The organism is Hymenobacter cyanobacteriorum, from assembly GCF_022631375.1.
Taxonomy (GTDB): Bacteria; Bacteroidota; Bacteroidia; order Cytophagales; family Hymenobacteraceae; genus Hymenobacter; species Hymenobacter cyanobacteriorum.
Window position 1 is genome coordinate 886,833 of record NZ_JALBGC010000003.1, and the last position, 25,531, is coordinate 912,363.

At 63.5% G+C, this 25,531-nt stretch carries 16 protein-coding genes and 1 tRNA gene; 2 read left to right on the forward strand and 15 right to left on the reverse strand.

The genetic code is table 11. The features are described 5' to 3' along the window. Window positions 1–64 precede the first annotated feature (64 nt). The 6 genes from MON38_RS13435 to MON38_RS13460 form a co-directional block, all read right to left on the reverse strand. Window positions 65–1,105, reverse strand: coding sequence for a proline and serine-rich protein 1 family protein (locus tag MON38_RS13435; RefSeq protein WP_241936686.1), 1,041 nt, complete (start codon window positions 1,103–1,105; stop codon window positions 65–67). A 77-nt stretch (window positions 1,106–1,182) separates the two neighbouring features. Beyond that, on the reverse strand, window positions 1,183–2,736 hold the full coding sequence (locus tag MON38_RS13440) for an aryl-sulfate sulfotransferase (RefSeq protein WP_241936687.1): 1,554 nt from the start codon (window positions 2,734–2,736) through the stop codon (window positions 1,183–1,185). Between the two features lie 286 nt (window positions 2,737–3,022). Then, window positions 3,023–4,975: a CHU_0125 family OmpA-like outer membrane integrity protein gene (locus MON38_RS13445; RefSeq protein ID WP_241936688.1), complete on the reverse strand. Its 1,953-nt coding sequence runs from the start codon at window positions 4,973–4,975 to the stop codon at window positions 3,023–3,025. Window positions 4,976–5,079: 104 nt separating this feature from the next. Then, the gene (locus tag MON38_RS13450) at window positions 5,080–5,592 is read right to left on the reverse strand and encodes a hypothetical protein (RefSeq protein WP_241936689.1); all 513 of its coding nucleotides are present in this window, start codon (window positions 5,590–5,592) and stop codon (window positions 5,080–5,082) included. Window positions 5,593–5,797: 205 nt separating this feature from the next. Next, window positions 5,798–6,649 carry a (Fe-S)-binding protein gene (locus tag MON38_RS13455; protein ID WP_168671782.1) on the reverse strand — a complete coding sequence of 284 codons (852 nt, stop codon included), beginning with the start codon at window positions 6,647–6,649 and terminating at the stop codon, window positions 5,798–5,800. 178 nt (window positions 6,650–6,827) lie between these two features. Beyond that, window positions 6,828–8,231, reverse strand: a complete 1,404-nt coding sequence (locus MON38_RS13460) for a 4Fe-4S dicluster domain-containing protein (protein WP_241936690.1) — start codon at window positions 8,229–8,231, stop codon at window positions 6,828–6,830. Between the two features lie 168 nt (window positions 8,232–8,399). On the opposite strand from MON38_RS13460, the gene MON38_RS13465 reads away from it, so the two are divergent. Both MON38_RS13465 and MON38_RS13470 read left to right on the forward strand, forming a co-directional pair. After that, window positions 8,400–8,472: transfer RNA gene (locus MON38_RS13465), tRNA-Phe, on the forward strand. Window positions 8,473–8,635: 163 nt separating this feature from the next. Next, on the forward strand, window positions 8,636–9,388 hold the full coding sequence (locus MON38_RS13470) for a COG4705 family protein (protein WP_241936691.1): 753 nt from the start codon (window positions 8,636–8,638) through the stop codon (window positions 9,386–9,388). Between the two features lie 76 nt (window positions 9,389–9,464). Here the strand turns inward: MON38_RS13470 and MON38_RS13475 are convergent, their stop codons facing one another. The 9 genes from MON38_RS13475 to MON38_RS13515 all read right to left on the reverse strand — a co-directional run bounded on the left by MON38_RS13475 (window position 9,465) and on the right by MON38_RS13515 (window position 25,459). Further along, on the reverse strand, window positions 9,465–10,664 hold the full coding sequence (locus MON38_RS13475; protein WP_241936692.1) for a T9SS type A sorting domain-containing protein: 1,200 nt from the start codon (window positions 10,662–10,664) through the stop codon (window positions 9,465–9,467). A gap of 117 nt (window positions 10,665–10,781) precedes the next feature. Further along, a complete protein-coding gene (locus MON38_RS13480) occupies window positions 10,782–12,377 on the reverse strand; it encodes a glycoside hydrolase family 32 protein (RefSeq protein ID WP_241936693.1) in 1,596 nt (531 codons plus the stop codon). A gap of 162 nt (window positions 12,378–12,539) precedes the next feature. Further along, on the reverse strand, window positions 12,540–14,054 hold the full coding sequence (locus MON38_RS13485; RefSeq protein WP_241936694.1) for a glycoside hydrolase family 32 protein: 1,515 nt from the start codon (window positions 14,052–14,054) through the stop codon (window positions 12,540–12,542). A 95-nt stretch (window positions 14,055–14,149) separates the two neighbouring features. Next, window positions 14,150–15,073, reverse strand: coding sequence for a carbohydrate kinase family protein (locus tag MON38_RS13490; RefSeq protein WP_241936695.1), 924 nt, complete (start codon window positions 15,071–15,073; stop codon window positions 14,150–14,152). 283 nt (window positions 15,074–15,356) lie between these two features. Then, window positions 15,357–16,673, reverse strand: a complete 1,317-nt coding sequence (locus tag MON38_RS13495) for a sugar porter family MFS transporter (RefSeq protein WP_241936696.1) — start codon at window positions 16,671–16,673, stop codon at window positions 15,357–15,359. Window positions 16,674–16,875: 202 nt separating this feature from the next. Continuing rightward, window positions 16,876–18,606, reverse strand: coding sequence for a RagB/SusD family nutrient uptake outer membrane protein (locus MON38_RS13500; RefSeq protein WP_241936697.1), 1,731 nt, complete (start codon window positions 18,604–18,606; stop codon window positions 16,876–16,878). 93 nt (window positions 18,607–18,699) lie between these two features. Then, complete coding sequence (locus MON38_RS13505) at window positions 18,700–21,858, reverse strand: SusC/RagA family TonB-linked outer membrane protein (protein WP_241936698.1); 3,159 nt, start codon at window positions 21,856–21,858, stop codon at window positions 18,700–18,702. Window positions 21,859–22,113: 255 nt separating this feature from the next. Beyond that, window positions 22,114–24,933, reverse strand: a complete 2,820-nt coding sequence (locus MON38_RS13510; protein ID WP_241936699.1) for a substrate-binding domain-containing protein — start codon at window positions 24,931–24,933, stop codon at window positions 22,114–22,116. Between the two features lie 49 nt (window positions 24,934–24,982). Beyond that, a complete protein-coding gene (locus MON38_RS13515) occupies window positions 24,983–25,459 on the reverse strand; it encodes a cupin domain-containing protein (protein WP_241936700.1) in 477 nt (158 codons plus the stop codon). Window positions 25,460–25,531 lie beyond the last annotated feature (72 nt).

Here is a 25,531-nt window from a genome sequence, read left to right on the forward strand (position 1 = left end):
TGCGACGAAAAAGGGCCGCTGTCATCACGACAGCGGCCCTTTTATGTTCAACCTCCCCAGGCGTCTAGCGCCGGGAGGCACCGGCCACGGCGGCTTCCACGGCCCGGGCCCCGCTTTCCGTTTCGAACACCTCGTACACCCGGTTGAAGTTCTCGGGGTCGCTGACGTGCGAGTAGGCAAACGTGGCCAGGTCGATGCGGCAGGCTTCGGAGTTGATGGTGCGCAGCAGACGGCTCAGCTCGTCGGTGCGCAGGCTGCGCTGGGCCAGGCCGTCTTTGGCGGCGCTCAGTTTGCTGGCTTCGGCAATGCGGGCCTGCACGGTGCGCACCAGCACGTCCACATCCTGCGGGGCCAGGCTGCGGTAGCTGCTGGCGGCCGGGGCGGGGTAGGGGGCACGCGTGGGGCCGTTGTTGTTGTAGCCGCCGCCGTTGGGCGTGGGGCCATAGCCACCGTTCGGGGTGTTGGGCGTGCCGTAGCCGGGGCCACCGGGGGAGTTGGGGTTGCTACCGTAGCCGCCGTTGGGCGAGTTTGGATTGGTGCCGTAGGAACCACCATTCGGGTAGTTCGGATTGGTGCCGTAGCCGCCGTTGGGAGCTGGCGCGTTGTTGTAGCCGTCGTCGTTGTCGTCGTCATCGGTGCCGTACGGGGCGGGCGCGGGGTAGCTGCCCGGGTTGCCGTAGCTGCCGCCCTGGCCGTAGGGAGCGGGGGCGTTGTAGCGTCCGCCGCCGTTGTTGTAGTAGCCAGGGCCGCCGCCGTACAGGGCCACTGCGTTCACCTGCTGCAGATACAACGGCTGGCCGGGCCGGGTCACCAGCACAAAGGTGGTTTCGAGGCCGGGCTGCAGCCATACGCGGCTGCGGAAGCGCGTGGCCCCGCCATACGCGGTGGGCACCGTGAAATCGGCCCAGTGCTGGCCGGGCAGCAGCCGGTCGACGTGCACCTGCCGGGCCATGCCGCGCGTGAGGGGCCGGCCATCGAACACCAGCCCGAAAGGCACGCCGCGCTCCGACGTGAAGTTCACGTTGGCCGGCACCGGCGGATAAGCAAACGCGGGGGCCGCGGCCAGCAGCCAGCCCACCAAACCCAGAAGTAGCGCCTTTTTCATGGCTTAAAAAGAAAATTCCCGGCCGGAAACTCCGGCCGGGAATGCTATTTCCAAAACCTGTGCCACGTTCTGCCGGGCTACTCGCCGAAGCGCGTCGCATCGGCCCGGTGAAAGCCGAAGCCGTTGCCCGTGGTCAGGCTCAGCTCGAAAACCGGCTGCCGAGTGGCGTAGTCAATCTCGATGATTTTGCCGCCCAGGCCCGTAGCCGTGGGCACTTGGTAGCCGGGGCAAAACCGCACGTGGTTCACCCCAGGCAGGAATTCGACGCGCGACACGATGGACGAATACGTCTCGCTTCCGCGCTCTTTTCCATAGGCCCACGCCTGCTGCACGGTACGGCGCACCGGGTCGATGTGGAAGACCACGGCGCGGCTGTAAGTACCGGGGTTGGGGTCGAAGTTGCGGTGCGTGCCGTTGTCGAACAGCAGCCAGTCGCCGTTGGGCAGGCGCACGGGCGAGTGCTGGTACCAGTTCCACTCAAAGCCGGAGTAGTTGGTGGCCCCCAGCGCCACGTTGGGGTCGGCAATGGGCTGGCCGGCGGCATCGAGCGGCGTGAGCAGAAACTTGCTCAGGTCTTCGCCGCGGCGGTTGGTGCCCCAGTCCTTGTGCGGGGCCAGTATCCACACAATGCGGTCGTCGTAGCCCAGCTTCACCACGCCCTGAAAGCGGGCCGAAACCACGATGGTGTTGTCGGTTGGGTCGTAGGCGACGGCGTTGGTGTGGGCCCAGTCCACGGGGTCGGCTTCCAGGGCGTGGCGGTCTTCGTCGAGCAGCTGCTTCAGGTCCCACTCGTGCGTCACGGTGCCCGAGGTGCGGCTCAGCTCAATTATCACGTCTTCTACCGTGGGCGAGCCATCGGGGTGGGTGCTGCCGGTTTTGTTCACGTTCACCAGGAAGTTGCCATCGGGCTTTTCCAGTACTTCGTGATGAAAGGTGTAGCCGGGCATTTTCCAGGTGTGCAGCAGCGCGCCCAGGCCATCTACCTCATACAGCTGGCTGGTCGTTTTGTCGCCGAAGAGGTAGTTGCCGTTGCGCAGGCGGCTGATGCCGCAGTCGTACGACAGGCGCTGCAGCACCGGGTGCGTGCGGTAGTCGAGCACCCAGCGAATGTCGCCGTAGTTGTCTACCACCAGCGGCATCTGCGGGTTGCTGGCGCTGAAGTTGCTCACCAGCGTGAGGCCGGCTCCCAGCTCGGCAGTCGGGGCCTGGGCCACGGCAATGGCGGTGGGCAGGTTGGGCGGCAGGGCCCCGGTTGGCACCGTCAGCGAGGTTTTCTGCACCAGCCAGCCGTCTTCCGAGGTGAAGGTGATGTCGACCTCATTGGCATAGCTGGCGTAGAGGCCCAGCACTGGTACCGCATGCGTGGTATCGGCGTCGTGGTACTGCTGCACCACGTCGGAGGCTTCGCCGTGCTTGCCGTGCACCACCACCGTGGTGGTGCCCGCCGAACGGGTGTGGAAGGTGAGTTGCGCCGCCAGCGGCGCGTAGCCGGTGGGGTTCAGCACGAGGTCGCTGGTGGCCAGCACCAGCGGTCGGACGGTGGGCGTGGGCGGCACCACCACGTCGTCGTGGCGGCAACCATTGAGCAGGCCAATACAGGCCAGGCCGAGGGGTAAGACCCGGAATCGCATAGGAGCAGAAAAAAAGGTGGAAAGGAAAAGTTAGCGGGCTGTCGGGCCCGCCAGATGGTAGCTAGACTGCCAGCCGGCAGCCAGGTTTAGTGCCCGTCGTAAAAAATAGCGCGGTGGTGGAAAAGGACTGCAAAGCTATATCTGGTTTGAAGTAAAAACCCCCGGCATTGCTCGCAAACCTGCATAAATCAACTATTTTCTCAGCCGACTCCCATCCCTGCCCCAACGAAAAACGCCCCCGCAGCAGCAGCTACGGGGGCGTTTCAGGTAACTTAAGCGGAGCGGTTTAGTTGGCTACCCTCGTCACCTTGAACTCGGTGCGGCGGTTGCGCTGGTACTCCTCTTCGGTCTTGGCATTCGGAATCAGCGGGCGGGTTTCGCCGTAGCCCTTGGCCGTGATGCGGGCCTTGTCAATCCCTTTGCTCACGATGTAATCGACGGCGGCCTGGGCACGCTGTTGCGAGAGCTTGAGGTTGTAAGCATCCTTGCCGCGCGAGTCGGTGTGCGAGCTTAGCTCGATGCTGATTTTGGGGTTGTCCACCAGCGTCTGCACCAGCGTGTCGAGGCGAATGGCGGCGTCAGGCCGGATGTCGAACTTGTTGTAGTCGTAAAGAATGTCTTTGACTTCGATGGCTTTGGCCAGGATGATTTTGTTGAGCGTAAGCGTGACGGGCAGCTTCACGTCGTTCATCGGGTTGGGCAGCTGGGCCTGGCTGGGCTTGCGGCCGCTGGTGTTCAGGCTGGTGCGGGCGGCAAAATCGCCGGGCCGCTCGGCAATAAACGAGTAGTTCGTCACCGAATCCAGCTTCACGCTGAACTTGCCGTCGGGGCCGCTGGTAGCGGTCTGGCGCTGGCCGTTGGCGCTGGTCACCGTCACGGTGGCGCCGGCTACGGGCAGGGTGGTTTTGGCTTTGTCGTCGCGCTCCAGCACGGTGCCGTCGGCGTAGAAAGTCACCAGTTTCAGCGACTTCTTCTTGTACATGTACTCATCGTCGGAACCCTTGCCGCCGGCCCGGTTCGAGCTGAACAGGCCGGTTTCGTTGGTGAGGGGTACCGGCGCGAAGTCGTCGGCGGGGCTGTTCACGTCGGCGCCCAGGTTCACGGGCTTGCCGGCCTTCACCATGAAAATATCAAGTTTGCCCACGCCGGGCCGTCCATCCGAGGCGAAGTACAGCGTGCCGTCGGGGGCCACGCCGGGGAAGTTGTCGTTGCCGGCCGAGTTGATGCTCTCGCCCAGGTTTTCGGCGGGCGAGAAGCGGCCGTTCGGGCCCAGCGTGGCGCGGTACAGGTCGTTGCCGCCCTGGCCGCCCTTGCGTCCCGAGGCGAAGTACAGCGTGGTGCCATCCGGTGCGAAAGCCGGTGAAAAGTCGTCGGCCGTGCGGTCGTTGATATTGGCCAGGATGGGCTCGCTCCAGGCCCCGGCTTTGTAATACGAAATCCAGAGGTCGACGCTTTGCAGGGTGGTTTTGCTGCCGTCGGGGCCGCGGTAGTCGTTTTTCTTGCCGGTGTTCGAACGGGCAAACACCATGGTGTGGCCATCCGGAGTATAGGTGGCGCTGGCTTCGAGCCGGTTTTCGGAATTAAACGGGCCTTCGAGCTTGCGGGCGGTGCCACCGGTCATGGCCGCCGCGTTGTCGAATTTGATGGCGTAGAGGTCGAGGTAGCTTTCGCCGTTGCCCAGGTATTTCTTCTGGTTGTCGCGGCCCGAGGCAAACACCAGCTCGCCGGTGCTGGCCATCATGGTGCCGCCAAAGTCGGAGCTTGGCGAGTTGAGCGCGTCCACCGGCATCACCTCGTAGGCGTTCTTGATGGCCGCTACTTCCTTGCTGGCCAAGGCGTCTTTGCTGGCGCTTTCGGCGCGGGCGGCCAGGTTGCGGTTGCCGCCGCTGGTGGCGTAGGTGGCAAACTGGGCGGCAGCTTCGTCAAACTTGCCGTTGGCGCGCAAAGCCTCCGCGTAATGGTAGCCTGCGTCGGCGTTCTTCACTTTGCCATCGATAGCCTCTTTGTAGAAGGGTTCGGCCAGCTCCACGCGGTTCGACAGCCGGTAGGCTTCGCCGATGCGGTAGTTGGCAATGGCGGCATTCTGGCCTTTGGCGGCTTCGGCCTTGTAGAGCGGAATAGCCAGCTCGTACTGGCCCCGGGCAAACTGCTTGTCGCCCTTAATGCCGCCCGAAGTTGCGCAGCCGCTTAGTAGCGCGACCGAACCGGCCGCGACGCAGGTAAATAATAGTTTACTCATAGGTGGTCGGGGGGGAGGGAGGGGGTGGTGGCGAGGGGCGGCCGAAAAGGGGATTCGCGGCACGGAAACTTTCCGTTAGCAATAATACTACGTTTGCGTAGGATTCAAGCAAGCCCCGGGTTTTTTTCCACCGTTTTGAAGTATCGCGCCAGCCAGGTTGCCCCGGCCGGCCGGGGCCAAATGGTATCCAGCTCGCCCTTAGTGGCTAAGGTATTGTCGAAATACAAGGTGTCTGCCGCTACGGTTCCGCTTGCCGTGGCGGCTTTCAACTCGCGGCGGTCCAGCAGCTGCACCTGGCCGTTTTGCACAAAGGCCAGCCGCGACTTCTCCAGCAACTCCAGCCCCAGGTGCTGCTCCAGCTGTGCCACAAACCGCACCGATGCATCGATGGAGCAGCCGCTGGCCCCGGCCACGGCCTCGTCGAGGCCCAGCACCAGAAAGTGCTGGTGCAGCACCGCCGCCGAGGCCAGCAGGCTGCGGCCGTGGCTGGTCCACTCCTCGGCAAAGCGCGCCAGCGCGGGCAGCATGCCCACGGTTTCCTCGCTCGTGAACGGGCGGCTGGCCTGGTAAATCCACACCCGCGCCGTGGCGGGCAACTGGTCAAAAGCAACGTACATACATCACGGATTAGTCGGAGGATTCGCGGATTCGTCGGATTTCGCAGCCGGTGCGTACGCCGGGGCGCGTTTCACCGGGGTAGAAAATGAACCAACGAAAAGGCCGCAAAAAAAATGCGCCGCTGCCCTGCCGAAAGGCAGAACAGCGGCGCAAGGTCGCCCACAAAATCCGACGAATCGGCGAATCCTCCGGCTAATCCGTGATTTAAGCGTTGATGCCCTCGGCCGAAGCCACCAGCTCGGCCAGGTCGAATACCTGCACCTTGCTTTCCTGCTCCTTGTTTTTCACGCCGTCGCTCATCATCGTCATGCAGAAGGGGCACGATACGGCGATAATGCTGCCCTGCAAATCGTGGGCCCCGGGGGCGCTGGTTTCAGTTTCGACACCGCCCAGGTTGGCCAGCGCCTCGGCCTTGCCGGCCAGCGTCGCCAGCGCCTCTTCGGTGCGCTCGATGTTGATTTCCTTTTTGCCCGGCTCGGCTTCCTTCCACATCTGGGCGCCGCCCGCGCCGCAGCATAGGCCGTTGGCGCGGCTGCGTTTCATCTCCACCAGGTCGGCGTCGAGGGCAGCCAGCACGTCGCGCGGGGCCTCGTAGATGTTGTTGGCGCGGCCCAGGTAGCACGAGTCATGGAAGGTGATGCGGCGGCCCTTGAAGCTCTCGCCCCCGGTCACGCCCACCTTGCCCTCATTGATAAGCTGCTGCAGGTAGGTACTGTGGTGAATTACCTCATAATCACCGCCCAGTGCCGGGTATTCGTTCTTAATCGTGTTGAAGCAATGCGGGCAGGCCGTCACGATTTTCTTGATGCCGTAGCCGTTCAGCGTCGTGATGTTCTGCATGGCCTGCATCTGGAACAGGAACTCGTTGCCAGCGCGCTTGGCAGGGTCGCCGGTGCAGCTTTCTTCCAGGCCAAGCACCGCGTACTTGGTGCCCACGTGCTCAAGAATGCGCACAAAGGCGCGGGTCACGCGCTTGTACCGGTCATCGAACGCCCCGGCGCAGCCCACCCAGAACAGGATTTCGGGCGACTCGTTGCGGGCCGCCAAATCGGCCATGACGGGAACGTTGATTTGCTTTTTAGAGGGAGCTTCGGGAGTCATATGAGAATGGAACGACACGGTTGTCATCCTGAGCGCAGCGAAGGACCTTATCACGTCCGTGCTACAATTGATTTACTAATCCAGACGAAAGCAGCGGTGATAAGATGCTTCCTTCGTCAGCATGACAGGCGATTTAAGCTACTGCCGTCTTTGCTGGCTTCTCGGCCGCAAACAAGTCATCGGCCCAATTGAACCGGTCCGACGGCGAGAAAGCCCACGGCGCGCCGTTGTTCTCGATGTTGGAGAACATCACGTTCAGCGAGTTGGGCGCGGCCGACTCTTCCAGAACCAGGAAGCGGCGCATTTCGATGATGCTTTCCAGCGGGTTGATGTTCACGGGGCAGCTTTCGACGCAGGCGTTGCAGGTGGTGCAGGCCCAGAGCTCCTCGGGCGTCACTTTGCCGCGAAGCAGCGTGGCGTTGGCCAGGTCGGTGATGGGCTCGTGCTTGGCTTCTTCGCCGTACACGTTGGGGCGGAAGATGAGCGGCGAGTTATACTTCTCCTCCATCCGGTCGCGCGTGTCCATGATGATTTTGCGTGGCGAGAGCAGCTTGCCCGTCAGGTTGGCGGGGCACACCGAGGTGCAGCGGCCGCACTCGGTGCAGGAGTAGGCGTTCAGCAGGTTGGTCCAGGGCAGGTCGTCCACATCCTTGGCGCCGAAGGGCGTGGGGGCCAGGGCCGAGCCGTCGGGAGCCGTCGGCGCGGGCGGCACCACGAAGCTGGGGTCCATCATGGCCTTCACCTCGTTGGTGATGCTTTCCACGTTCGAGAACTGGCCCTGCGGTACCAGCCGCGAGTACCACACGTTCGGAAACGCCATGATGATGTGGAAGTGCTTCGAGCTGGGCAGGTAGTTGAGGAACAGCAGGATACCGGTGATGTGAATCCACCAGCCCAGGCGCTCCAGCACATGCAGCGTGCCTTCGGCGGAAGGCAGCAGGCCCACCAGCAGGTTGCTCACCGGGAAAGTGCCGGGCAGGTCTTCGCCGCGTAGTTCGTGCAGTTTTAAATCGGCGGTGTTCATAAAGAACAAGGCCAGCATCAGCGCCACTTCGATGTAAAGGATGATGTTGGCGTCGAGCTTGGGCCACATCCGCAGCTCAGGGCCGCTGAAGCGCTTGAGCGGCGGGTTGCTATTGCGGCGCCACCAGAACGCGGCCACGGCCGCAATCACCAGCGCAGCCAGGATTTCGTTGGTGGCCATCAGCACATCGTACACCGGCCCGAGGAATTTGAGCGAGCGGTGGAAGCCGAAAATGTTGCCGAACAGGCCGTCAATCACAATCTCAATTACCTCGATGTTGATGACCAGAAAGCCCACGTACACCACCAGGTGGAGCAGGGCCGGCGTCATGCGCTTGAACATTTTCTGCTGCCCGAAGGCCACCAGCAGGGTTTTCTGGAACCGCTCGGCGGCATTGCCGCTCATGTCGCGGTCGCGACCGACGAGGATGTTGGCCCGGATTTTCCGAACCTGCCAGATGAAGAGGCCAAAGGCTGCGACCAGCAGCAGCGCAAAGAGGAGGGATTGCAACATGCGGTAAAGGTAAGGCGGGAACGTTTGGGGCCGCAAGATAGTCGGCATGCCTAACATATTTTAAAAAAGAAGTCATTCCTGCGACTTTTTTTGCGCGGGTTCTTGCGTCATTGCGCGGCGTTCGTACCTTTGCGGTCCCCAAAGCGCCTTCCGGAGCGGCGGGGAAACGGCAACATAGCTCAGTTGGTAGAGCACAGCACTGAAAATGCTGGTGTCGTTGGTTCGATTCCAACTGTTGCCACGAAAAACCCCGTTCCTGATTCAGGAACGGGGTTTTTGCTTTCCAAGACTAGTGTGGCAGTATCAAGGAAGATTATTCTAGTCAATAATCGTAGCAAGCGTGACTTCAGCATTCCTTCAGCATCGGGCGGCATCTTGGCCGCTCACCCTCGCTGAAGCCAGCCATGAAGAAAATCCCCGAAGTCACGTTGCTGTTCTGGATAATGAAAATCTGCGCCACCACGCTGGGCGAAACCGCCGGCGACCAGCTGGCCCAGACCATGAAGGTGGGCTACGCCGTGAGTTCGCTCATTCTCATCGGGTTTTTCCTGGCCACGCTGGCCGGGCAATTGGCGGCCCGGCGCTACATTCCGGCCCTGTACTGGGCCGTGATTCTGGCCACGAGCACGGCCGGCACCACCATGTCGGACTACATGGACCGCACCCTGGGGCTGGGCTACGCCACCGGCTCGGCCATTCTAGTGGCCATTCTGCTCACCATTCTGGGGTTGTGGTGGCTGAGTGAAAAGTCGTTGTCGGTAACGGACGTGCAGTCGCGCAAAGCCGAGCTGTTTTATTGGGCGGCCATCCTGTTTTCAAACACGCTGGGCACGGCCCTGGGCGATTTCCTGGCCGATGATTCCGGGCTGGGCTTTGGCGGCGGGGCGCTGCTGATTGGCGGCGCGTTGGCCGTGGTGGTGGGGCTCTACTACTTCACCAGCCTGTCGCGGGTGCTGCTGTTCTGGGTAGCGTTTGTGCTCACGCGGCCGTTTGGGGCCACCTTTGGCGACTTGCTAACGAAGCCGGTCGAGAAGAACGGGCTGGGCTTCGGCACTCAGGGCTCGTCGCTGATTTTGCTGGGGCTGCTGGTGGCGCTGGTGGTATACGACTCGGTGCGCAAGCGCCCGGCGGCCGTGCGGCCCGAAACAATGATGTAGCGGTGCCATTCTTCGTCGGGTAGCTAACCGTCCCGACGAAGAATGGCACCGCTGCAAATCCATTGTTATTAACAGTTTACAGCAGCACCAGCTTTTGCACCGAGCGGGCCTCGCCTACCTGCACGCGCACCAGGTAGGTGCCGGCGGCTACGCCCGTGGCGTCGATGTTCACCAGGTGCGAACCGGCGGCTTTGGGGCCGTGGTCGAGCACGCGCACGGGGCGGCCCAGCAGGTCGGTGAGAACGACGGTGACTTCGGCGGCAGTGGGGGCCTGGTAGCTCAGCGTGGCCGGGCCGTTGGCGGGGTTGGGATAGAGGCGCAGGCCGAGGGCCGCGTCGTCGGCGGCGCGGGTGCCGAGCACGGTGCCGCCGGTGGCCGTCACCTGCAGCGTGGCTACCTGCCGGCCCGGAATGGCCGTGAAGTCGGGACTGTGCTGAAGGCTGCCGTTGGCATCAGCCCCGGGGGCCGCGCCGGTGTTCTGCGGAATGATGTCGCTGGAGAAGAAGTCGCCGTCGGCATTGTTCTGCAGGCCGAAAAGCTGGAGCGCGCCGCCCGTGCTGGGCAGGCCCAGGCTGGCGCGGCTCATCGAAATTTCGAGGCCCGACGAGCCCGCCCCGCCGCCCGATGCGAAGCCGGGGTTAGTGGAGAGCAGCGAGCTGTTCCGAAACGCCACCACGGCATTGGCAAACAGCGCGTATTGGCCCGTGGCCTGGGCCGTGCCGATGGTGACGGGCGCGCCCGTGGTCACGTTGGCCCCGGTGGCGTTGATGTTTTTGGTGATGGCCGTGGCCGGGTTGCCGGCGCTGTACACCACGGCGTCGACCTGCACTTGGCCGGCCACGCCGTTGCCCTTCACGCCGATGGCAAAGTCGCCGGGCAGCTCCATTTTCGAGCTCACCAACTTGAAGGAAGTGATGGGGTTGCTAAGCGCGGGCATGGGCAGCGCGGTGCCCACCGGCACGGCCGACACGCCCGGCCGGGCCGCGTAAATCTGCAGCGAGTTGCGAATCTGGCCCAGTGTGGCGGTCGCGCCGTCGGTTTCCAGCGTGCCGGCCAGGAAGAAGTAGACGTTGGTAGCATCGGCGGTAGCGTAGAAGGCCAGCAGGCCGGCATCGCCGAAGCTGTGGCGCTGGTTGTAGCGCCCGATGAGCTGGTAGCCGGTGCTGCTGATTTCGCTGGCACTCAACGTGCCATCCACGGTAATGGCCTGGGCGTGGGTGGTGAGGGCGGTGGCGGCCAGCGCGCCGGCCAGGGCAAGGGTAAAGGTTCTTTTCATGGGAATTGGGATGGGGATGAAAGTGAAAAATGAGGGCGTAGCAAGGGCTGCTCGGGCCCGAAAACCGGGCCGAGAGGGCAATAATCCGGGGCGCTTTGGGGCGCGGCTTGGCAGGAACTAGGGCTTGGTTATCCGCAGGTTTTTGAAGGTGGCGGAGCTGTTATCGGCGAAGATGCCCCAGGAGGTGCGCGGGGCTTTGTAGATGCGCACCGACAGCGCGGCCACGCCGTTGAGGTACACCACGACCACCGAATTTTCCTCCACGATGTCGACCGCGTAGTCGGTGTTGGGCTGCATCGGGAAGGGTACGTCGGCCACGGCTGAGGTGCCGGCGTTGAGGCCGGAGCGGTTCACGCGGTCGAAGCTGAAGCGGTTCTGGCCGGGCACGAAACGCAGGCTGTAGAACTCGTTGGTGCCGTCGCAGGCCCCCAGCATAAAGCCGAAATCCTTGGCCGCCTGCGTGTAGGACACCGTGGCGCTCAACTTGAAGCGCGTGAGGTTAATGGGTTGGTAGAGCACGTTGGCCAGCGGGCCGGCGGCCGGGCCGGTGAGGATGTAGGTGCTTGAATCGGGCCGGGCGGCGCTGGCGGTGCGGCTCACGCGCTGCAGCGGTTCGGGCTGGGCTTCGAGGTAGGTGCGCAGGGCGGGCACCATACTCACGGTGAGGTCGCCGGTGGGCAATTGGTTGAGCTGGTGCGTGACGAGGTTGCCGCCCCACCACCAGTTGCCGGTGTCGGTGTTGTTTTCGAGCCGGTTCACCCAGCCGATGAGGTAGCTTTTGCCGGTGACGGGGTTGTTGAGCACGCGGGCAGCGTAAAGGCCGTTGCCGTCGAAACGCTCGATGCCGGAGGGCGCACTCCAGGGGCCGTTGGGCAAGGCACTTTTGCGGTAGTAGAAGTAGCGGGTGCCGGTGTCGGAATACGTGAGGTAGTAGGTGCTGCCGAGCTTGAACAGCTGCGGGCATTCCATCATGAAATAGCTGCTCGTGCCGCCGTCGTAGAGCACGCCCTGGTAGGTCCAGGTCAGCAAATCGGCGGAGGTGTACTTCACCACCACGCCCCGCGAGTTGCGGCGGGCGGAAACCAGCATGGCGTACTGCCCGCTGGCATCGTCCTGATACACAAACGGGTCGCGGAAGTTGTCGTTCTCATCGAAGCCCTGGCCGGTGGGCACGTAGAGCGTGGCGAAGGCCGCGTTCTTGCTGAACTTCTGGTTGGGGGCGGGGGCGGTGGCCAGCATCACGCCTTCCTTGCGGCGGCCGCAGTTGTCGGAGTTGGGGTTGTGGCCGGTATAGAAGGCGTAGTAGGTGCCGTTGCGGGCAATCACGCTGCCCGTGCCGATGGCGCGGTCCTGCGCGCAGCTGCCGCTGGAGCTGGGCAGCAGCTCGCCGGCCGGCAGTTCGGTGTATTGGCGGAAGTCGTTGGTAGTGAAGCCGTACCAGGGGTGGCGCTGGTTGGTGGCGTCGTTCCACACGTCCTTCAGGTAGTAGATATACTGGGTGCCCGAGGCCGCGTCGAAGAAGGGCATCACGTCGCCCACGCCCGCGCCGTCGGCCACTTTGGGGAAGATGCTGTAGTCGCTGCGCTCGGCCGAAGGCGTGCATACCAGCTGCACGCCGGGCTTGACGACGGGCGGCGTGGGCGTGGCCGGGTCGCTCTTTTTGCAGCCGGCAGCCAGCAACATAGCGGATAGGAAAAAGGGGCGAAGGGACATGGGTGGGGTTGGTTTTCGGCGCGGGCGTGGGGCCTCACCCCCTGCCCCCCTCTCCGGTGGAGAGGGGGCACCGGTTCGGCGCGGGTAATTGTAGCGTGGACTGTTAGTCCGCGCCGGGAAACGCAGAAGATTAGAGGCCAATTCGCAGACTAACAGTCCACGCTACATCTTCAGCAGCGGGCTGCTTAGCTGGTTGTACACCAGGTTCTGCACCGTCATGCCGGCCGCCGATTCGAGCCGGATGGTGGTGAAGGGCTTGCTAGGGAAGAACAGCTCCGTAGCCACGCTCAGCCCGCCATCGGCAAACAGCTCGACGGAGGTGGCGTCGAAAAACAGCGTCAGGTCCGCGCCGGGCGTGGTGGCCAGGCGGGGCGTGAGGTGCCGGCCGGCAAACTTGTCGCTGAAACCCATTGGTCCGGATTTACGGCGGTCGACGAAGTAATTTTTGGCTTGGGCGTCGTAGCCCAGGCGCAGCTCCTCGCCGGCGGCGTTGCTCAGCACCAGCGCGAAATCGCGCAGCTCGGGCGTGCTCATCTTCAGCGAGAACTTATCGCCGCTGAATTTCAACGGGCCGGTGAGGTCGGTTGATTTAGTAACAGTGAGCTTGCTCAGGGTTTGGGCAGGGCGGGCCAGCTTGGCCAGCTCCTTCACGGGCTGCGAGGTGAGGTAGATTTCGCTGCCCACCTGGCGCAGGCCCAACTCGCGCGGCAGGGTGGTGGCGTTGCGCCAAGGCGAGGTGGGCACCTGGTTGGCGTAGTCCCAGTTGCTCATCCAGCCCAGAAAAATCTTGCGCGCGCCGGTGTTGGCCCAGGTCACGCCGGCGTAGTTGTCGGGGCCGAAATCGGCCCATTTCGTCTTCTCATTCAGCGGCGTGAACTGGTGGCCGTTGAAGCTGCCGATGAAGTATTGGGTGCCCGAGCCGCCGTTGGGGCCGCCGGGGTTCAGGTTCACGATGAGCACCCAGTGGGTTTTGCCGTTGAGGGTGAGCGGGAACAAATCGGGGCATTCCCACACGCCGCCGTGCGCCCCCAGCTTCGCGCCAAACTCGCTTTCGCGGGTCCAGCTTTTCAGGTCCGCCGACGAGTAGAAGGTGATGCGGTCCTTGGTGGCCAGCGTCATTATCCATTTCTTTGCCACTTCGTTCCAGCTCACTTTGGGGTCGCGGAAATCCTGAATACCGGGGTTGGGCAGCACGGGGTTGCCCTTGTATTTCGTCCAGGTTTTGCCCGCGTCGAGGCTATAGGCCAGGCTCTGGTATTGGTGCTTGTTGGTTTTCTTTTTCTCCTCGGGGTCGTTGTGGTGGGTGAAAATGGCCACCATTGCATTCTTGCCGAAGCCCGCCGTGTTGTCCTTGTCAATCACGGCCGAGCCCGAAAAAATCCAGCCCAATTCATCCGGAAACAGCGCAATGGGCTGCTCCTGCCAGCTTAGCATATCGGGGCTGGTGGCGTGGCCCCAGTGCATGGGTCCCCAGGTCATGCCATCGGGGTAATACTGGAAAAACAGATGATAGGTGCCCTGGTAATACACCATGCCGTTGGGGTCGTTCATCCAGTGCGCGGCGGGCGAGAAGTGGTAGCCGGGCCGGTACTGCGGCGTGACCGGCGGCACGGGCGTTTGCTGCGCGTGGGCGAGGAGGCTAAGGCTAAGCAGGGCGGGCAGGAGGAGGCGTTTCATGCAGGTGGGGTTGTAGCGTGGACTCTGCGAGTCCGCGCAATCGTGAAGAGGTAGTAGTGCTTTCGCTTTCGATGCGCGGACTCGCAGAGTCCACGCTACAGTTCGGCGGGCATGGCCGCGCCCATCAGCTCCCGCACGTCGGCTTCGCCGAAAGCTGGCGTGGCGCCTTGGTGCGTGGCCACCAGCGCCCCGGCGGCGCAGGCGAAGCGCAGGGCCGCCTCGGGCGCGTGGCCAGTGAGCCAGCAGCGCAGCAGCGCCGCCAGGAAAGCGTCGCCGCTGCCAATGGTGTCCTGCACTGCCACCGCCACGCCGGGGGCGCGGTAGAGCTGGCCGTTGGTCCAGAGCAGGGCGCCGTCGGCTCCGCAGGTGACGCACACGGCTTGCAGGTCGAAGCGCTGGGCCAGCCAGGGCATGGCGGCGGCCGGCTCGGTAGCGGCCCCGAACCAGTCCATGATTTCGGCCAGCTCGTGGTGGTTCATTTTCACCAGGTTGGCTTTGCCGAGCAGGTATTTCACCACCTCGCGGGTGTAGTGCGGCGGGCGCATGTTCACGTCGAACACCTTGAACTTGGCGTTTTCGAGCAGACGGTAGAGGGTTTCGCGGGTGCCCGCCTGCCGGGCGGCCAAGCTGCCAAACACGAAGGCATCGGCGGTGGCCACGGCGGCTTCCACGTCGGCGTCGAAGTGGATGTAGTCCCAGGCTACGGGCTGCACAATCTTGTAAGTCACCTCGTTGGCATCGTCCACGTTGGCTTTTACCACGCCGGTGAGGTGGGTTTTGCCCTGCTGAATGAGGTTGGTATCCACGCCTTTTGAGGCTACGAACTCGACCAGCTCGGTGCCCAGCTCATCGTCGCCCACACGGCTGATGAAGCGCACCGGCAGGCCCAGCTGGTGCAGGTGCACGGCCACGTTGAAGGGCGCGCCGCCCGGCTGCTTGCCGGTGGGCAGCACATCCCAAAGGATTTCGCCGAAGCAGGCAATGGTGGGCGACTTGGGGGCTTGAGGACTGAGGGACATGGTTGGCAGGGGTTTTTAGAACGTCATGCAGAGCGCAGCGAAGCAGCTCGCGTGGGTTAGTAACTTGATATCGAGCACGTCATTGATTAGTGGTGGCACGCGAGATGCTTCGCTGTGCTCTGCATGACGGTCTTGTATTGTTCAATTCATCACTCGATTATAGCCAACCGGCGCGGGCTGGCCGAGGCATTCCGGCAACATCGGGCGCGTCCCACCACTCACCAAAGTGCACGCCCAACGATAAAGTGCCCGAATGACCCGGCCAGCCCGGGCCGACCAGCGGCTAGTGCAGCACCAGCACCTTATCGGCTTCTTCCAGGGTTTTGCCCTTGGTTTCGGGCATCAGTTTCCACACGTACAGCAGCTGCAGCACCATCATGCCGGCGAAGAAGGCGAAGGTGTTGCCGCCGCCCAGCGCCTCGGTCAGCTTCGGGAAAATGAAGGTGATAACGGCCGCCAGCACCCAGTGCGTGCTCGAGCCCAGCGCCTGCCCCTTGGCCCGCACCGCCGACGGAAAAATCTCGGAAATAAACACCCAGATAACCGCGCCCTGCGAAAAAGCGAAGAAGGCAATGTAGCCGAACAGCAGCACCGGCACCGCCTCGAACTGCTGCGTGTAGAAGGCCCGCGCCACCAGCCCCAGCGTCACAATCAGCCCCACTGAGCCCACCAGCATCAGCCGGCGGCGGCCAAATTTGTCGATGATATTCACGGCCAGCAGCGTGAAGCAGAAGTTCACCAGCCCAATGCCGGCCGACGACAGCAGTGCCGCGCTCTGCCCGCGCCCGGTCATCTCGAAAATGCGCGGCGCGTAGTAGATGATGGCATTGATGCCCGCCAGCTGGTTGAAGGCGGCGAAGAGGATGGCCAGCAGCACCGGCCGCCGGTACTGCGGCGCCCACAGCGACTCGCCGGGGCCCTGCTCGGCCGCATTAGCCACCAGAATGGTGCTGATGTTGTCGTTGGCCGTGGCCGGGTCGATGCGCTCGAACACGGCGCGGGCCTCCTCGGTGCGGCCGTGGCGCAGCAGCCAACGCGGGCTTTCCGGAATGCGGAACAGCAGGAGGAAGAAGGCAATAGCCGGCACCGCCTGCACGCCCAGCATCCAGCGCCAAGCATCGGGGCCGATGTCGCGCAGCAGGAAATTGCTCAAATAAGCCAGCAGAATGCCGAACACCACGTTGAACTGGAACATGCCCACCATGCGGCCCCGCGAAGCCGGCGGCGACACCTCCGAGATATACAGCGGGGCCGTGACCGACGACGCGCCCACCCCCAGCCCGCCCAGAAAGCGGAACACCATGAACGGCACCCAGCTCGGCGACAAGGCCGCGCCCACCGCCGACACGAGGTAGAGCACCGCAATCCAGACCAGGGTGCCGCGGCGGCCCAGCGCATCGCTCGGCACGCTACCGAAAATGGCGCCCAGCACAGTGCCAATCAGGGCGATGGACATGGTGAGGCCGTGCTCGTAGGCGTTCAGGCCCCACAGCTTCTGAATGGACTCTTCGGCCCCGGAAATCACGGCCGTGTCGAAGCCGAACAGCAGGCCGCCCAGCGCCACCACTATCGACCAGAAGAATACGTTGCGGTTTTTCACAAGGAAACAGGGTTAGATGTATAGAGTTGGTAATGCGTTATTTTAGAACGTCATGCAGAGCGCAGCGCAGCGGAGCCGAAGCATCTCGCGTGCTGCCACTAACTCAATCGTTCGGTCATGTTGATTACTGCTGCACGCGAGATGCTTCGACTCCGCTGCGCTCCGCTCTGCATGACGTTCTTTTTCGATTCAGGCAGTTCTACTACCACCCCGGGTTCTGCTGGTAGAGGCCTTTGCTGAAGTTGATTTGGTTCTGCGGGATGGGCAGGTACTCATCGCGGCCGCGGGTGAAGCGGGCATCCTGCAGGTACTGGCGGCGGGTTTTTTCCTGGTTCAGGTAGGTGGTGAGGTAGTCGGCGGCGATGCCCCAGCGCACGAGGTCGAAAAAGCGGCTGCCTTCCATGGCGAACTCCAGCCGGCGCTCGAAGCGCAGGGCCTGGCGGGCGTAGGCCGGCGTCCAGTTGGTGCTGGGGTAGAGGCCGATGTGGTAGTTGGAGGTGGGCGCGCCGGTGCTGGTGCGCAGCAGCGCGGTGCTGTTCTGGGCGCGCTGGCGGATGTCGTTGATGATGGGCAGGGCCTCGGCGGCGCGGTTCAGCTCAATCAGGGCCTCGGCCTTCCAAAGCAGCACGTCGGCGTAGCGGATAACGGCCCAGTTCTTCGACGAGCTCATGAACGGCGGCTCCTTCTGGAAGCTTGGGTCGTTGGGCCCCACGTTCTCCTTCATCGACATGAAGTAGCCGTAAATGCCCGGCACCCGCACCCACGACTGCTGGAAGATGAAGCCCGGGTCGTACTTCCACGGGTGGCCGGGCACGGCCACGGTGTGGTCCACGCGCGGGTCCACGGGGTTCAGGTTGAAGTCGAGGGCCGTCTGCAGGTCGCCGCTGGTGTTGAAGTTGGCGAACATCGGCAGGCCGTTGGCGTCGGTCTTGAAGGAGTTCACCAGGTTCTGGCTGGGCTGGTGGAAACCGCAGCAGCCAAACTCGGCATTCATGGGGTAGTTCAGCTTGTTGCCCTGCTGGATGCGGCCCTTCGGCGTGCCGTCGTTCTTCGAAAACTGAATGGCGAACACCGACTCCGCGCCATTGTCGTGGTTCGACTGGAAGTTGTTGCCGAAATCTGGGTACAGCGAGTAGCGGCTCGAGCCAATTATCTCGTTCGTCAGCTTCAGTACCTCCTGCAACTTGGCCTGGTCGATGCTGGCCACCGAGTGGTCGGCGTTCTGCTTATACGCCTGGTAGAGGCGCGTTTTGGCCAGGTAGGCCTTGGCCGACAGCTGGTTGGCGCGCCCCACCTCGGGCTGGTTGGCGGGCACGTTATCGACGGCAAACTGGAAGTCAGCCGCGATTTTATCCCACACCTGGTCGCTGGTCAGGGCCACGTTCGACACGGTGTTGTAGTCGGCCACTTCCACCGTTTCATCGATGTAGGGCACGCGGTCGAACAGCGTTTTCAGGATGAAGTAGAAGTGGGCGCGCAGGAAGCGCACCTCGCCCTGGCGCACCTTGCGGTTGGGCATGGCGGCGTCGGAAATGGCGTTGAGGCGGCGCAGGGCATCGTTGGCGCGGCCCACCCCGATGTAGAGGCGGAACCACACCTCGTCGGTGTTACCGATGTCGGGCCGGTTGTAGCTGAAGGTTTCGTAGAAGTGAAACGCGTCCACGTCGCCAGTGCCGCCGCCGCCCTTGTAGGCATCGCCGGCGCGCAGGTTGCCGTAGGGCCACAGCGAGGTGAACGGGGCCGTGAAGCCGTCGTTGCCCAGCTGCGAGTAGGCGGCAATCACCTGCTTTTCAATGTTCTCGGCGTTGTTAATCTGCTCGTCGCTGATAGCGCCGCGCGGCGGCACGTCCAGAAACTCCTTGTCGTTGCACGACGTGGCGAGGCCCAGCGTGAGCAGCGAGCAGGCCAGCGCCAAAGTCTTAAAGGTTTTCATAATGGTTAGTATTGAGTAGCAAGTATTGAGTAGTTAGTAGCAGGTATCAGACACTGTCTCAATACTCATTACTAACGACTCACTACTAAAGGCTTAGAAGGAAACGTTGAGGCCGGTGGTGAACGTGACCGGGATGGGGTAGCCGAAGGTTTGCACCTCGGGGTCGGGGGCGGTGTAGGCGCCGTCGCCCTTTTTCTGGTAGAAGGCCAGCAGGTTCTGGCCCTGCACGTAGAGGCGGGCCTGCGTCATGCGCAGCCGGCCGATGAGGCTGGCCGGCAGCGAGTAGCCGATTTGCACGTTGCGCAGCTTCAGGTAGGAACCGTTTTCGAGGAAGTAGGTGGAGGTGCGGCCCTCGTTGTTGTTGTTAATCAGCGACACGGCCGGTATATTCGAGTCGGGGTTTTCCGGCGTCCAGGCGTCGAGGGTGCGCTGGCCCCAGTTCTCGCCCGAAGTCAGCGACGAGAAATCGGTGCGGAACTTGGTGTCGCTGTACACCTTCAGCCCCTGCACGCCCTGCAAAAACAGCTGCACGTCGAAGCCCTTGTAGCTGGCGCCCAGGTTCAGGCCGTAGCTGAAATCGGGGTTGCCGTTCGAAATCCAGGTCTGGTCCTTGGCGTCGATTTTCCCGTCGTTGTTCAAATCCTTGTAGCGGATGCGGCCCAGGCCCTTGCCCGTCTGAATGGGCGAACTGGTCACTTCCTCGGTGCTGCGGAACAGACCGTCGGCCACATAGCCGAACACCGAGCCGATGGAGCGGCCCAGAATGGTCTGGTCCTGGCCGTTGCCGCCGTAGGCGTTCACGGCGGCTTCCGGCAGGTAGGTTACCTCGTTGCGGTAGCTGGAAAGGTTGCCGCTGGCGTTGAAGGCCAGGCCGTTATTCAGCTTCTTCTGGTAGTTGAGCAGGAATTCCCAGCCCTTGTTGCGCAGCGAGGCGCCGTTGATGAACTGGCCACCGCCCTCGCCCACCACCGCCAGGTAGGGCAGGTTCACCAGAATGTCCTTGGTGTTCTTCACGAAGTAGTCCACCGAGCCCGAAAGCTGGTTGTCGAGCAGGCCGAAATCCAGGCCTACGTTGGTTTGGCTGGCGGTTTCCCACTTCAGCCGGTCGTTGCCCTGCTGGAAGCGCTGGAAGCCCGAAGGCAGCAGCCCGGTTTTGTTGCCGTTGATGTCGTAGGCCGTGCCGGTGTCGGGGTCCCAGGTGGGGTCCGAACCGTAGTTGGGGCGGTAGAGGCTGCGGGCGGCGTTGTAGGCAATGTCCTGGTTGCCGGTCTGGCCCCAGCCGGCGCGCAGCTTCAGGTCCGAAAGGATGCGCACATTATCCTTCAAAAAGCCTTCCTCGCTCAGGCGCCAGCCCGCCGACAGCGCCGGGAACACGCCAAACTGGTTGTCTTTGCCGAAGCGCGACGAGCCGTCGCGGCGCAACGTGGCCGACACCAGGTACTTATCGGCAAACGAGTAGTTCAGCTTGCCGAAGTACGAGGCCAGGCGGTAGGCCGACGAGTAGCCGCCGTTGTTCTGCACGCCGGTGCCGGCGTCGAGGTACATGAAGTTGGGGTCGGTGATGGCGAAGCCCGTGCGCGTGGCAAACGTCTCCTCGAAGCCGTAGCTGATGCGCTCGGTGCCGGCCAGGAAGTCAATCTGGTTGCGGCCCAGGTCGAGGTGGTAGTTCAGGGTGTTCTGCCACACCCAGTTGCCAAACACGCGGCTGGTGTTGCTCACGCGGCTCTCGTTGTTCGAGAGGTAGCCCGACTTGTAGGGCAGGTACATGCCCCGGAAGGTGAACAGGTTGTAATCGAGCCCGAAGCTGCTGCGAAGCTTCAGGCCCTTGAGCACCTCCAGCTCGGCAAACACGTTGCCGAAGGCGCGGTTCGAGTAGGCCTTGTTCTGGCGGTTGTCTTCCAGAATGCGCACCGGGTTGTTGCGGTCGGCAATGCCCGACACGGGGCCGCCCCAGCCCACGCCGTCCACGGTGTGCACCGGCACAATGGGCAGGCTCAGTACGGCCAGGCCGCGGGCCTGCCGGTCTTCGCCGTAGGTCTGCATGTTGCGCACCAGCGTCAGGTTTTCGCCCACCTTCAGCCGGCCGCCGAAGAAGTTGTAGTCCGAATTCAGGCGGGCCGTAAACCGCTCGAACTCCGAATACTTAATCACGCCCTTGTTGTCGAAGTAGTTCAGCGACACCAGCGCGCCGCCCTTTTCGCTGCCGGTGCTCAGGTTCAGGTTGTAGCTCTGCGCCAGCGAGTTCTGCTGAATCTCGTTGAACCAGTTGGTGTCGGCTGAGCGCTGCGTGCGGTCATTGCCCAGAAACTCGGGCACAATCACGCGGTCGAGCACCGGGCGGCCGTTGGCGTCGTTGTGCTGCTGGTAGGTGTAGAGCTGCGTGGGCGGCGTCACGCCGTCGTTCACGGCGGCCTGCCACAGCACCCGGCCGTACTGCTCGGTGTTCAGCAGCTTGGGCTGCTTGCCCGGCCCCTGCACCGTGAAAAACGTGCTGAAATCCACGCGGTTCACGTTGCGCTGGGCGCGCTTGGTGGTGATGATAATCACGCCATTACCGGCCCGCGAGCCGTAGATGCTGGCCGCCGAAGCGTCCTTCAGCACCTGAATGCTCTCGATGTCGTTCTGGTTTATCTGGTTGATGCCGTCCTTGGTCGGGATGCCGTCAATCACATACAGCGGGTCGTTATTCCCCAGCGTGCCGATGCCGCGAATGCGCACACTCACGTTGCCATCGGGCGCGCCGTCGGTGACGATGTTCACGCCCGGCACGCGGCCCTGCAGGTTGCGGGCCACGTTGTTCGAGGGCAGGTCCTTCACCTCGTCCACTTTTATCACGGCCACGGCCCCGGTCAGGTCGGCTTTTTTCTGGGTCTGGTAGCCGGTCACCACCACCTCGTCGAGGGCGGCGGCGTCGGTGGCCAGCTGAATGGCGAAGGTGCTCTGGGCGCCCACGGCCACCTCCTGGGTTTTGTAGCCCACAAAGGAAAACACGAGCGTGGCCCCGGCGGGCGCGTTCAACGCAAAGCTGCCATCGGGGGCGGTGGTGGTGCCCATCGAAGTGCCCTTCACGAGCACCGTGACGCCGGGCAGGCCGCCGCCTTTTTCGTCGGTTACGCGGCCGGCCACGGGCTGGTCGGCCGCCGGAATGCCGGCCGGCGAAGCGGCCGCCGCGAGCGGGGCGGCCAGGGCCGGGCCGCCGGTGAGCAGCGCCAGCAGCGCCGCCTGCGGAAGGGTGAATAGTCGTTTGTTCATGAGAGAAGCGGAGCGGGAATTTGGAATCGGGAGCAAGTCATCCGCCAGGTTCGGCAACAGGCCGGGGGCTGATTGATGGTCCAAATTTCCGCTGGCTCCCGACGGAAGCCTTGCTCTATCCTCTCAAAAGCTTCTACTATCCGTTCATGGCTGCGAAATCGATTTAACTGCTTGTTTTTTAACGTAATGATTTGCCGCAAACGTTTGGGGGAGGTTGCGGGCTTGCACTCACGTTACCTCACTTTCATTATCCGTTCATTCTACGGGCGTGGTGTGCAGGGCGCGATACTCCGAGGGCGAAATCTGGTAACGCGCCTTGAAGCTGGTGGAGAAATAGGAGGGCGAATTGAAGCCCAGCCGGTAGGCCACCTCCGCAATCGTGAGGGCATCATCGAGCAACAGCTGCCGCGCTTTGGTGAGGCGGATGCTCTGCACGAAGTCCGTCGGGCTGGTGCCGAGCACGGCTTTCACCTTGCGGTAGAGCTGCACCCGCGAGATGCCCAGGCTGCGGGCCACGTCCTCCACGCTCAGCTCGGCCCGCTCCAGGTTGGCCTCGATAATGGCCGTGAGGTCGGCCAGGAATTTCTGGTCGACGCGCTGGGCCGGGGCCACGGTGGCGGTGTCCACGCTCAGCTCGCGGCGGAAATGCTCGCGCTGCCGCTCGCGGTTGCTGAGCAGCGTGCGCAGGCTTTCGAGTAGAAAGGTCGGGTTGAACGGCTTGGTCAGGTAGAGGTCGGCCCCGGCCTGCACGCCTTCCACCTGCTGCTCGGGCGCGCCCCGCGCCGTGAGCAGTACCACCGGCACATGCGAAGTGCGCCAGTCGCCCTTCAGCTGGGCCACCACCTCCAGTCCGCTGATTTCGGGCAGCATCACGTCGCACACCACCAGGTCGGGAATCAGCTCGGCGGCCAGGCGCAGGCCGCTGCTGCCGTCCAACGCCGTGCGCACCTGGAAGTGCGGCCGCAGCTTCTGGGCCAGAAAGGCATTCACTTCCTCGTTGTCTTCGATGATGAGCACCAGCGCGTCGCGCCCCTCGCCGGTGGCAAAGCCGGCCTCGGCCGCTTCGGGCGCGGCCAGCGCGGCTCCGGCAGCCGGGGCCGCCATCAACTCTTCCTGGGCCAGGCCCGGCGCGGCGGGCACGCTGCCGGCCGGGGCCAGCATGGCGGCCGGCAGCGCCAGCGGCAAGGTCACCACAAACGTGCTGCCCTGCCCGCTCAGGCTGGTGAAAGTGAGCTGGCCCTGGTGCAGGCGCGTGAGGCCCAGCGCCAGCGCCAAGCCCATGCCCGAGCCCTGCGCCCCCGGCTGCTGCCCCTGATAAAACCACTCGAAAATGTGCGCCCGGTCCTGCTCGCTGATGCCGCGGCCGGTATCCTCCACGCTCACCCGCACGCTGTTTTCGCTGGGCACGGGCTGAATGCTGACGGTAATCTGCCCGCGCTCGGGGGTGAATTTCAAGGCGTTGGCCAGCAGGTTGAAGAACACCTTGTCGAGAATGTTCACGTCGAAGGGCAGCAGCACCGTGGGCTCGGCGGGCAGGAAGCGCAGGGCCACGCCCTTCTGTCGCGCCGGCTTCTCGAAGGCGTCAAGGATGTCGCGCACGAAGGCCACGAGGTTGCCCTCGGTGGCCCGCACCGGCATCTTGCCCACGTCAATCTTGCGGAAATCCATGAGCTGGTTCACCAGGCGCAGCAGGCGCTGGGCGTTTCGGCGCACCAGGCCCAGGTCGTGCCGCTGGGCGGCCGTGAAGTCGGCCCCGGTGGTCAGCATCTCCTCCACCGGCCCCAGAATAAGGGTGAGCGGCGTGCGCAGCTCGTGCGAGAAATTGGTGAAGAAGCGCAGCTTGGCCTCGGTTTCGACCTGCGCCCGCTCGGCCAGCTCCTGAATCTGGTTGCGCTGCGAGCGGATTTCCTCGTTCTGGCCGGCCAGTACGCGGGCAATGCGGCGGTTGGCGCGCAAGGCTCGCCAGGCCAGCAGGCCCAGCGCGGCCACCAGCAGCAGCGCCCCGGCCAGCCCGTACAGCACCGTTTGCTGGCTGGCGTAGGTGTCGCGCTGCTGCTGCAACAGCCGCTGCTGCCGCTCAATGTCCTGCTGCTGGGCCGCGAGCTGCTCGGTTTGCATCTTCATCGTCAGCACGTTGGTCGAATCGATGACCATCGTGCCCAGCACGTTTTCCTTGTCATAAGGCTGGTGCTGCAGAATCCGCATGGCCGTGCGAATGGCTTCCTCGCCGCCCGGCGGGTAGAGCAGCGTGGCCGTCAGCACGCCGTCCTGCACCAGCTGGATGCCGCCCTGCGGCCCCGCCAGTCCATCCACGCCCACCACCCGCACGCGGTGGCTCAGCCCCAGCTGCTTGCACACCTGGTAGGCCCCTAGCGCCATGCGGTCGTTGTGGGCGAAAATCAGGTTCACCTCGGGGTGGGCGCGCAGCACGGCCGGCAGGTTGCGAATCACGCTCGGCCGCTTCCAGTCGCCCTGCACCCGGGCCGCCAGCCGCACGCCGGGGTAGGCGGCCAGCGCGGCAGCAAAGCCCCTGTGGCGGTCCACGGCCGGCGAAGCGCCGGCTAATCCTTCAATTTCCAGCACATTGCCGCGTCCGCCCAGCAGGCTGCCCACGTAGCGGCCGGCGGCGCGGCCCACTTCCACGTTGTTGCCGCCCACATAGGCAGTATAGAGTTTTGAAGTCGTGCGCCGGTCCAGTATCACCACCGGAATGCCGCGGTTGAAGGCTTCCTCCACCACGGGTGTCACGGGCTCGGCCTCGTTGGCCGACACAATCAGCAAATCCACTTTCTCGCGCAGAAACTCCTGAATCTGCTGCTGCTGACGGCGGCTGTCGTCGCGCGCGTCCTTCAGCCGGAAAGTCACGTTGGGGTAGAAGCTCAGCTCCTTGCGCATACCGGCCAGCATGGCCTGCCGCCAAGCGTCGGCCGTGGTACACTGCGAAAAGCCGATGACGTAGTGCGGCGCCGGGTTGGTCTGGGCGTGGCCCGCCGTCGCTCGCAAAAGCAGCCAGCCAAACAGCAGGCCGCTCAGCGCCACCACTATCGGCCGGAAGAATACGTTGCGGTTTTTCATAGAAGATAAGTGGCTTGCGGTGGTGCGCCGGCCAAAACGTGGCGCGGGCCTAGGTAAACTGCATCACCAACTCCGTCAGGTGCGGGAACTCGTGGATGAGCGCCGCCCGTTCGGCCAGCTCGAAATCGAGGAAATCGAAGCCCGGCGCCACGGTGCAGCTCACCAGGGCATGGCCCACGCCCGTCGGCAGGTGGGCCGCAAACCAGGTATTGGCGGGAATGACGGCCTGGGGCACCGCACCGGCGGCTAGGTCGTTGCCGAGCACAATGCGGTACATCTGCCCGTCCGTCAGTAGCACAATTTCCAGCGCCTGGCCCTGATGAAAAAACCACAACTCATCCGACTTAATGCGGTGGAAATGGGATTTGTCCTCGTTTTCGAGCAGGTAGTAAATGGCGGTGCTGACGTTGCGGGTATGACCCTCCGGCGTGGCCACGGTGGGCACCGCCCGGTAGGTTTCCCGGTAGTAACCGCCTTCGGGATGGGGCAGCAGTTGCAGGTGGCGGATGATGTGCTCGGCGGACATGAAAAAAGGCGGGACGAAAAAAGCTACAGCCGGCTCAGCGGTGAGGAGCCGAAAACGAAAGATAATGCGCCT

Bases quoted from the DNA above. Each gene is read 5' to 3' on its own strand.
- MON38_RS13450 (WP_241936689.1), bottom strand. From the start codon at position 5,592: ATGTACGTTGCTTTTGACCAGTTGCCCGCCACGGCGCGGGTGTGGATT.
- MON38_RS13460 (WP_241936690.1), bottom strand. From the start codon at position 8,231: ATGTTGCAATCCCTCCTCTTTGCGCTGCTGCTGGTCGCAGCCTTTGGC.
- MON38_RS13515 (WP_241936700.1), bottom strand. From the start codon at position 25,459: ATGTCCGCCGAGCACATCATCCGCCACCTGCAACTGCTGCCCCATCCC.
- MON38_RS13505 (WP_241936698.1), bottom strand. From the start codon at position 21,858: ATGAACAAACGACTATTCACCCTTCCGCAGGCGGCGCTGCTGGCGCTG.
- MON38_RS13490 (WP_241936695.1), bottom strand. From the start codon at position 15,073: ATGTCCCTCAGTCCTCAAGCCCCCAAGTCGCCCACCATTGCCTGCTTC.
- MON38_RS13485 (WP_241936694.1), bottom strand. From the start codon at position 14,054: ATGAAACGCCTCCTCCTGCCCGCCCTGCTTAGCCTTAGCCTCCTCGCC.
- MON38_RS13470 (WP_241936691.1), top strand. From the start codon at position 8,636: ATGAAGAAAATCCCCGAAGTCACGTTGCTGTTCTGGATAATGAAAATC.
- MON38_RS13440 (WP_241936687.1), bottom strand. From the start codon at position 2,736: ATGCGATTCCGGGTCTTACCCCTCGGCCTGGCCTGTATTGGCCTGCTC.
- MON38_RS13500 (WP_241936697.1), bottom strand. From the start codon at position 18,606: ATGAAAACCTTTAAGACTTTGGCGCTGGCCTGCTCGCTGCTCACGCTG.
- MON38_RS13510 (WP_241936699.1), bottom strand. From the start codon at position 24,933: ATGAAAAACCGCAACGTATTCTTCCGGCCGATAGTGGTGGCGCTGAGC.
- MON38_RS13475 (WP_241936692.1), bottom strand. From the start codon at position 10,664: ATGAAAAGAACCTTTACCCTTGCCCTGGCCGGCGCGCTGGCCGCCACC.
- MON38_RS13455 (WP_168671782.1), bottom strand. From the start codon at position 6,649: ATGGCCGATTTGGCGGCCCGCAACGAGTCGCCCGAAATCCTGTTCTGG.
- MON38_RS13480 (WP_241936693.1), bottom strand. From the start codon at position 12,377: ATGTCCCTTCGCCCCTTTTTCCTATCCGCTATGTTGCTGGCTGCCGGC.
- MON38_RS13445 (WP_241936688.1), bottom strand. From the start codon at position 4,975: ATGAGTAAACTATTATTTACCTGCGTCGCGGCCGGTTCGGTCGCGCTA.
- MON38_RS13435 (WP_241936686.1), bottom strand. From the start codon at position 1,105: ATGAAAAAGGCGCTACTTCTGGGTTTGGTGGGCTGGCTGCTGGCCGCG.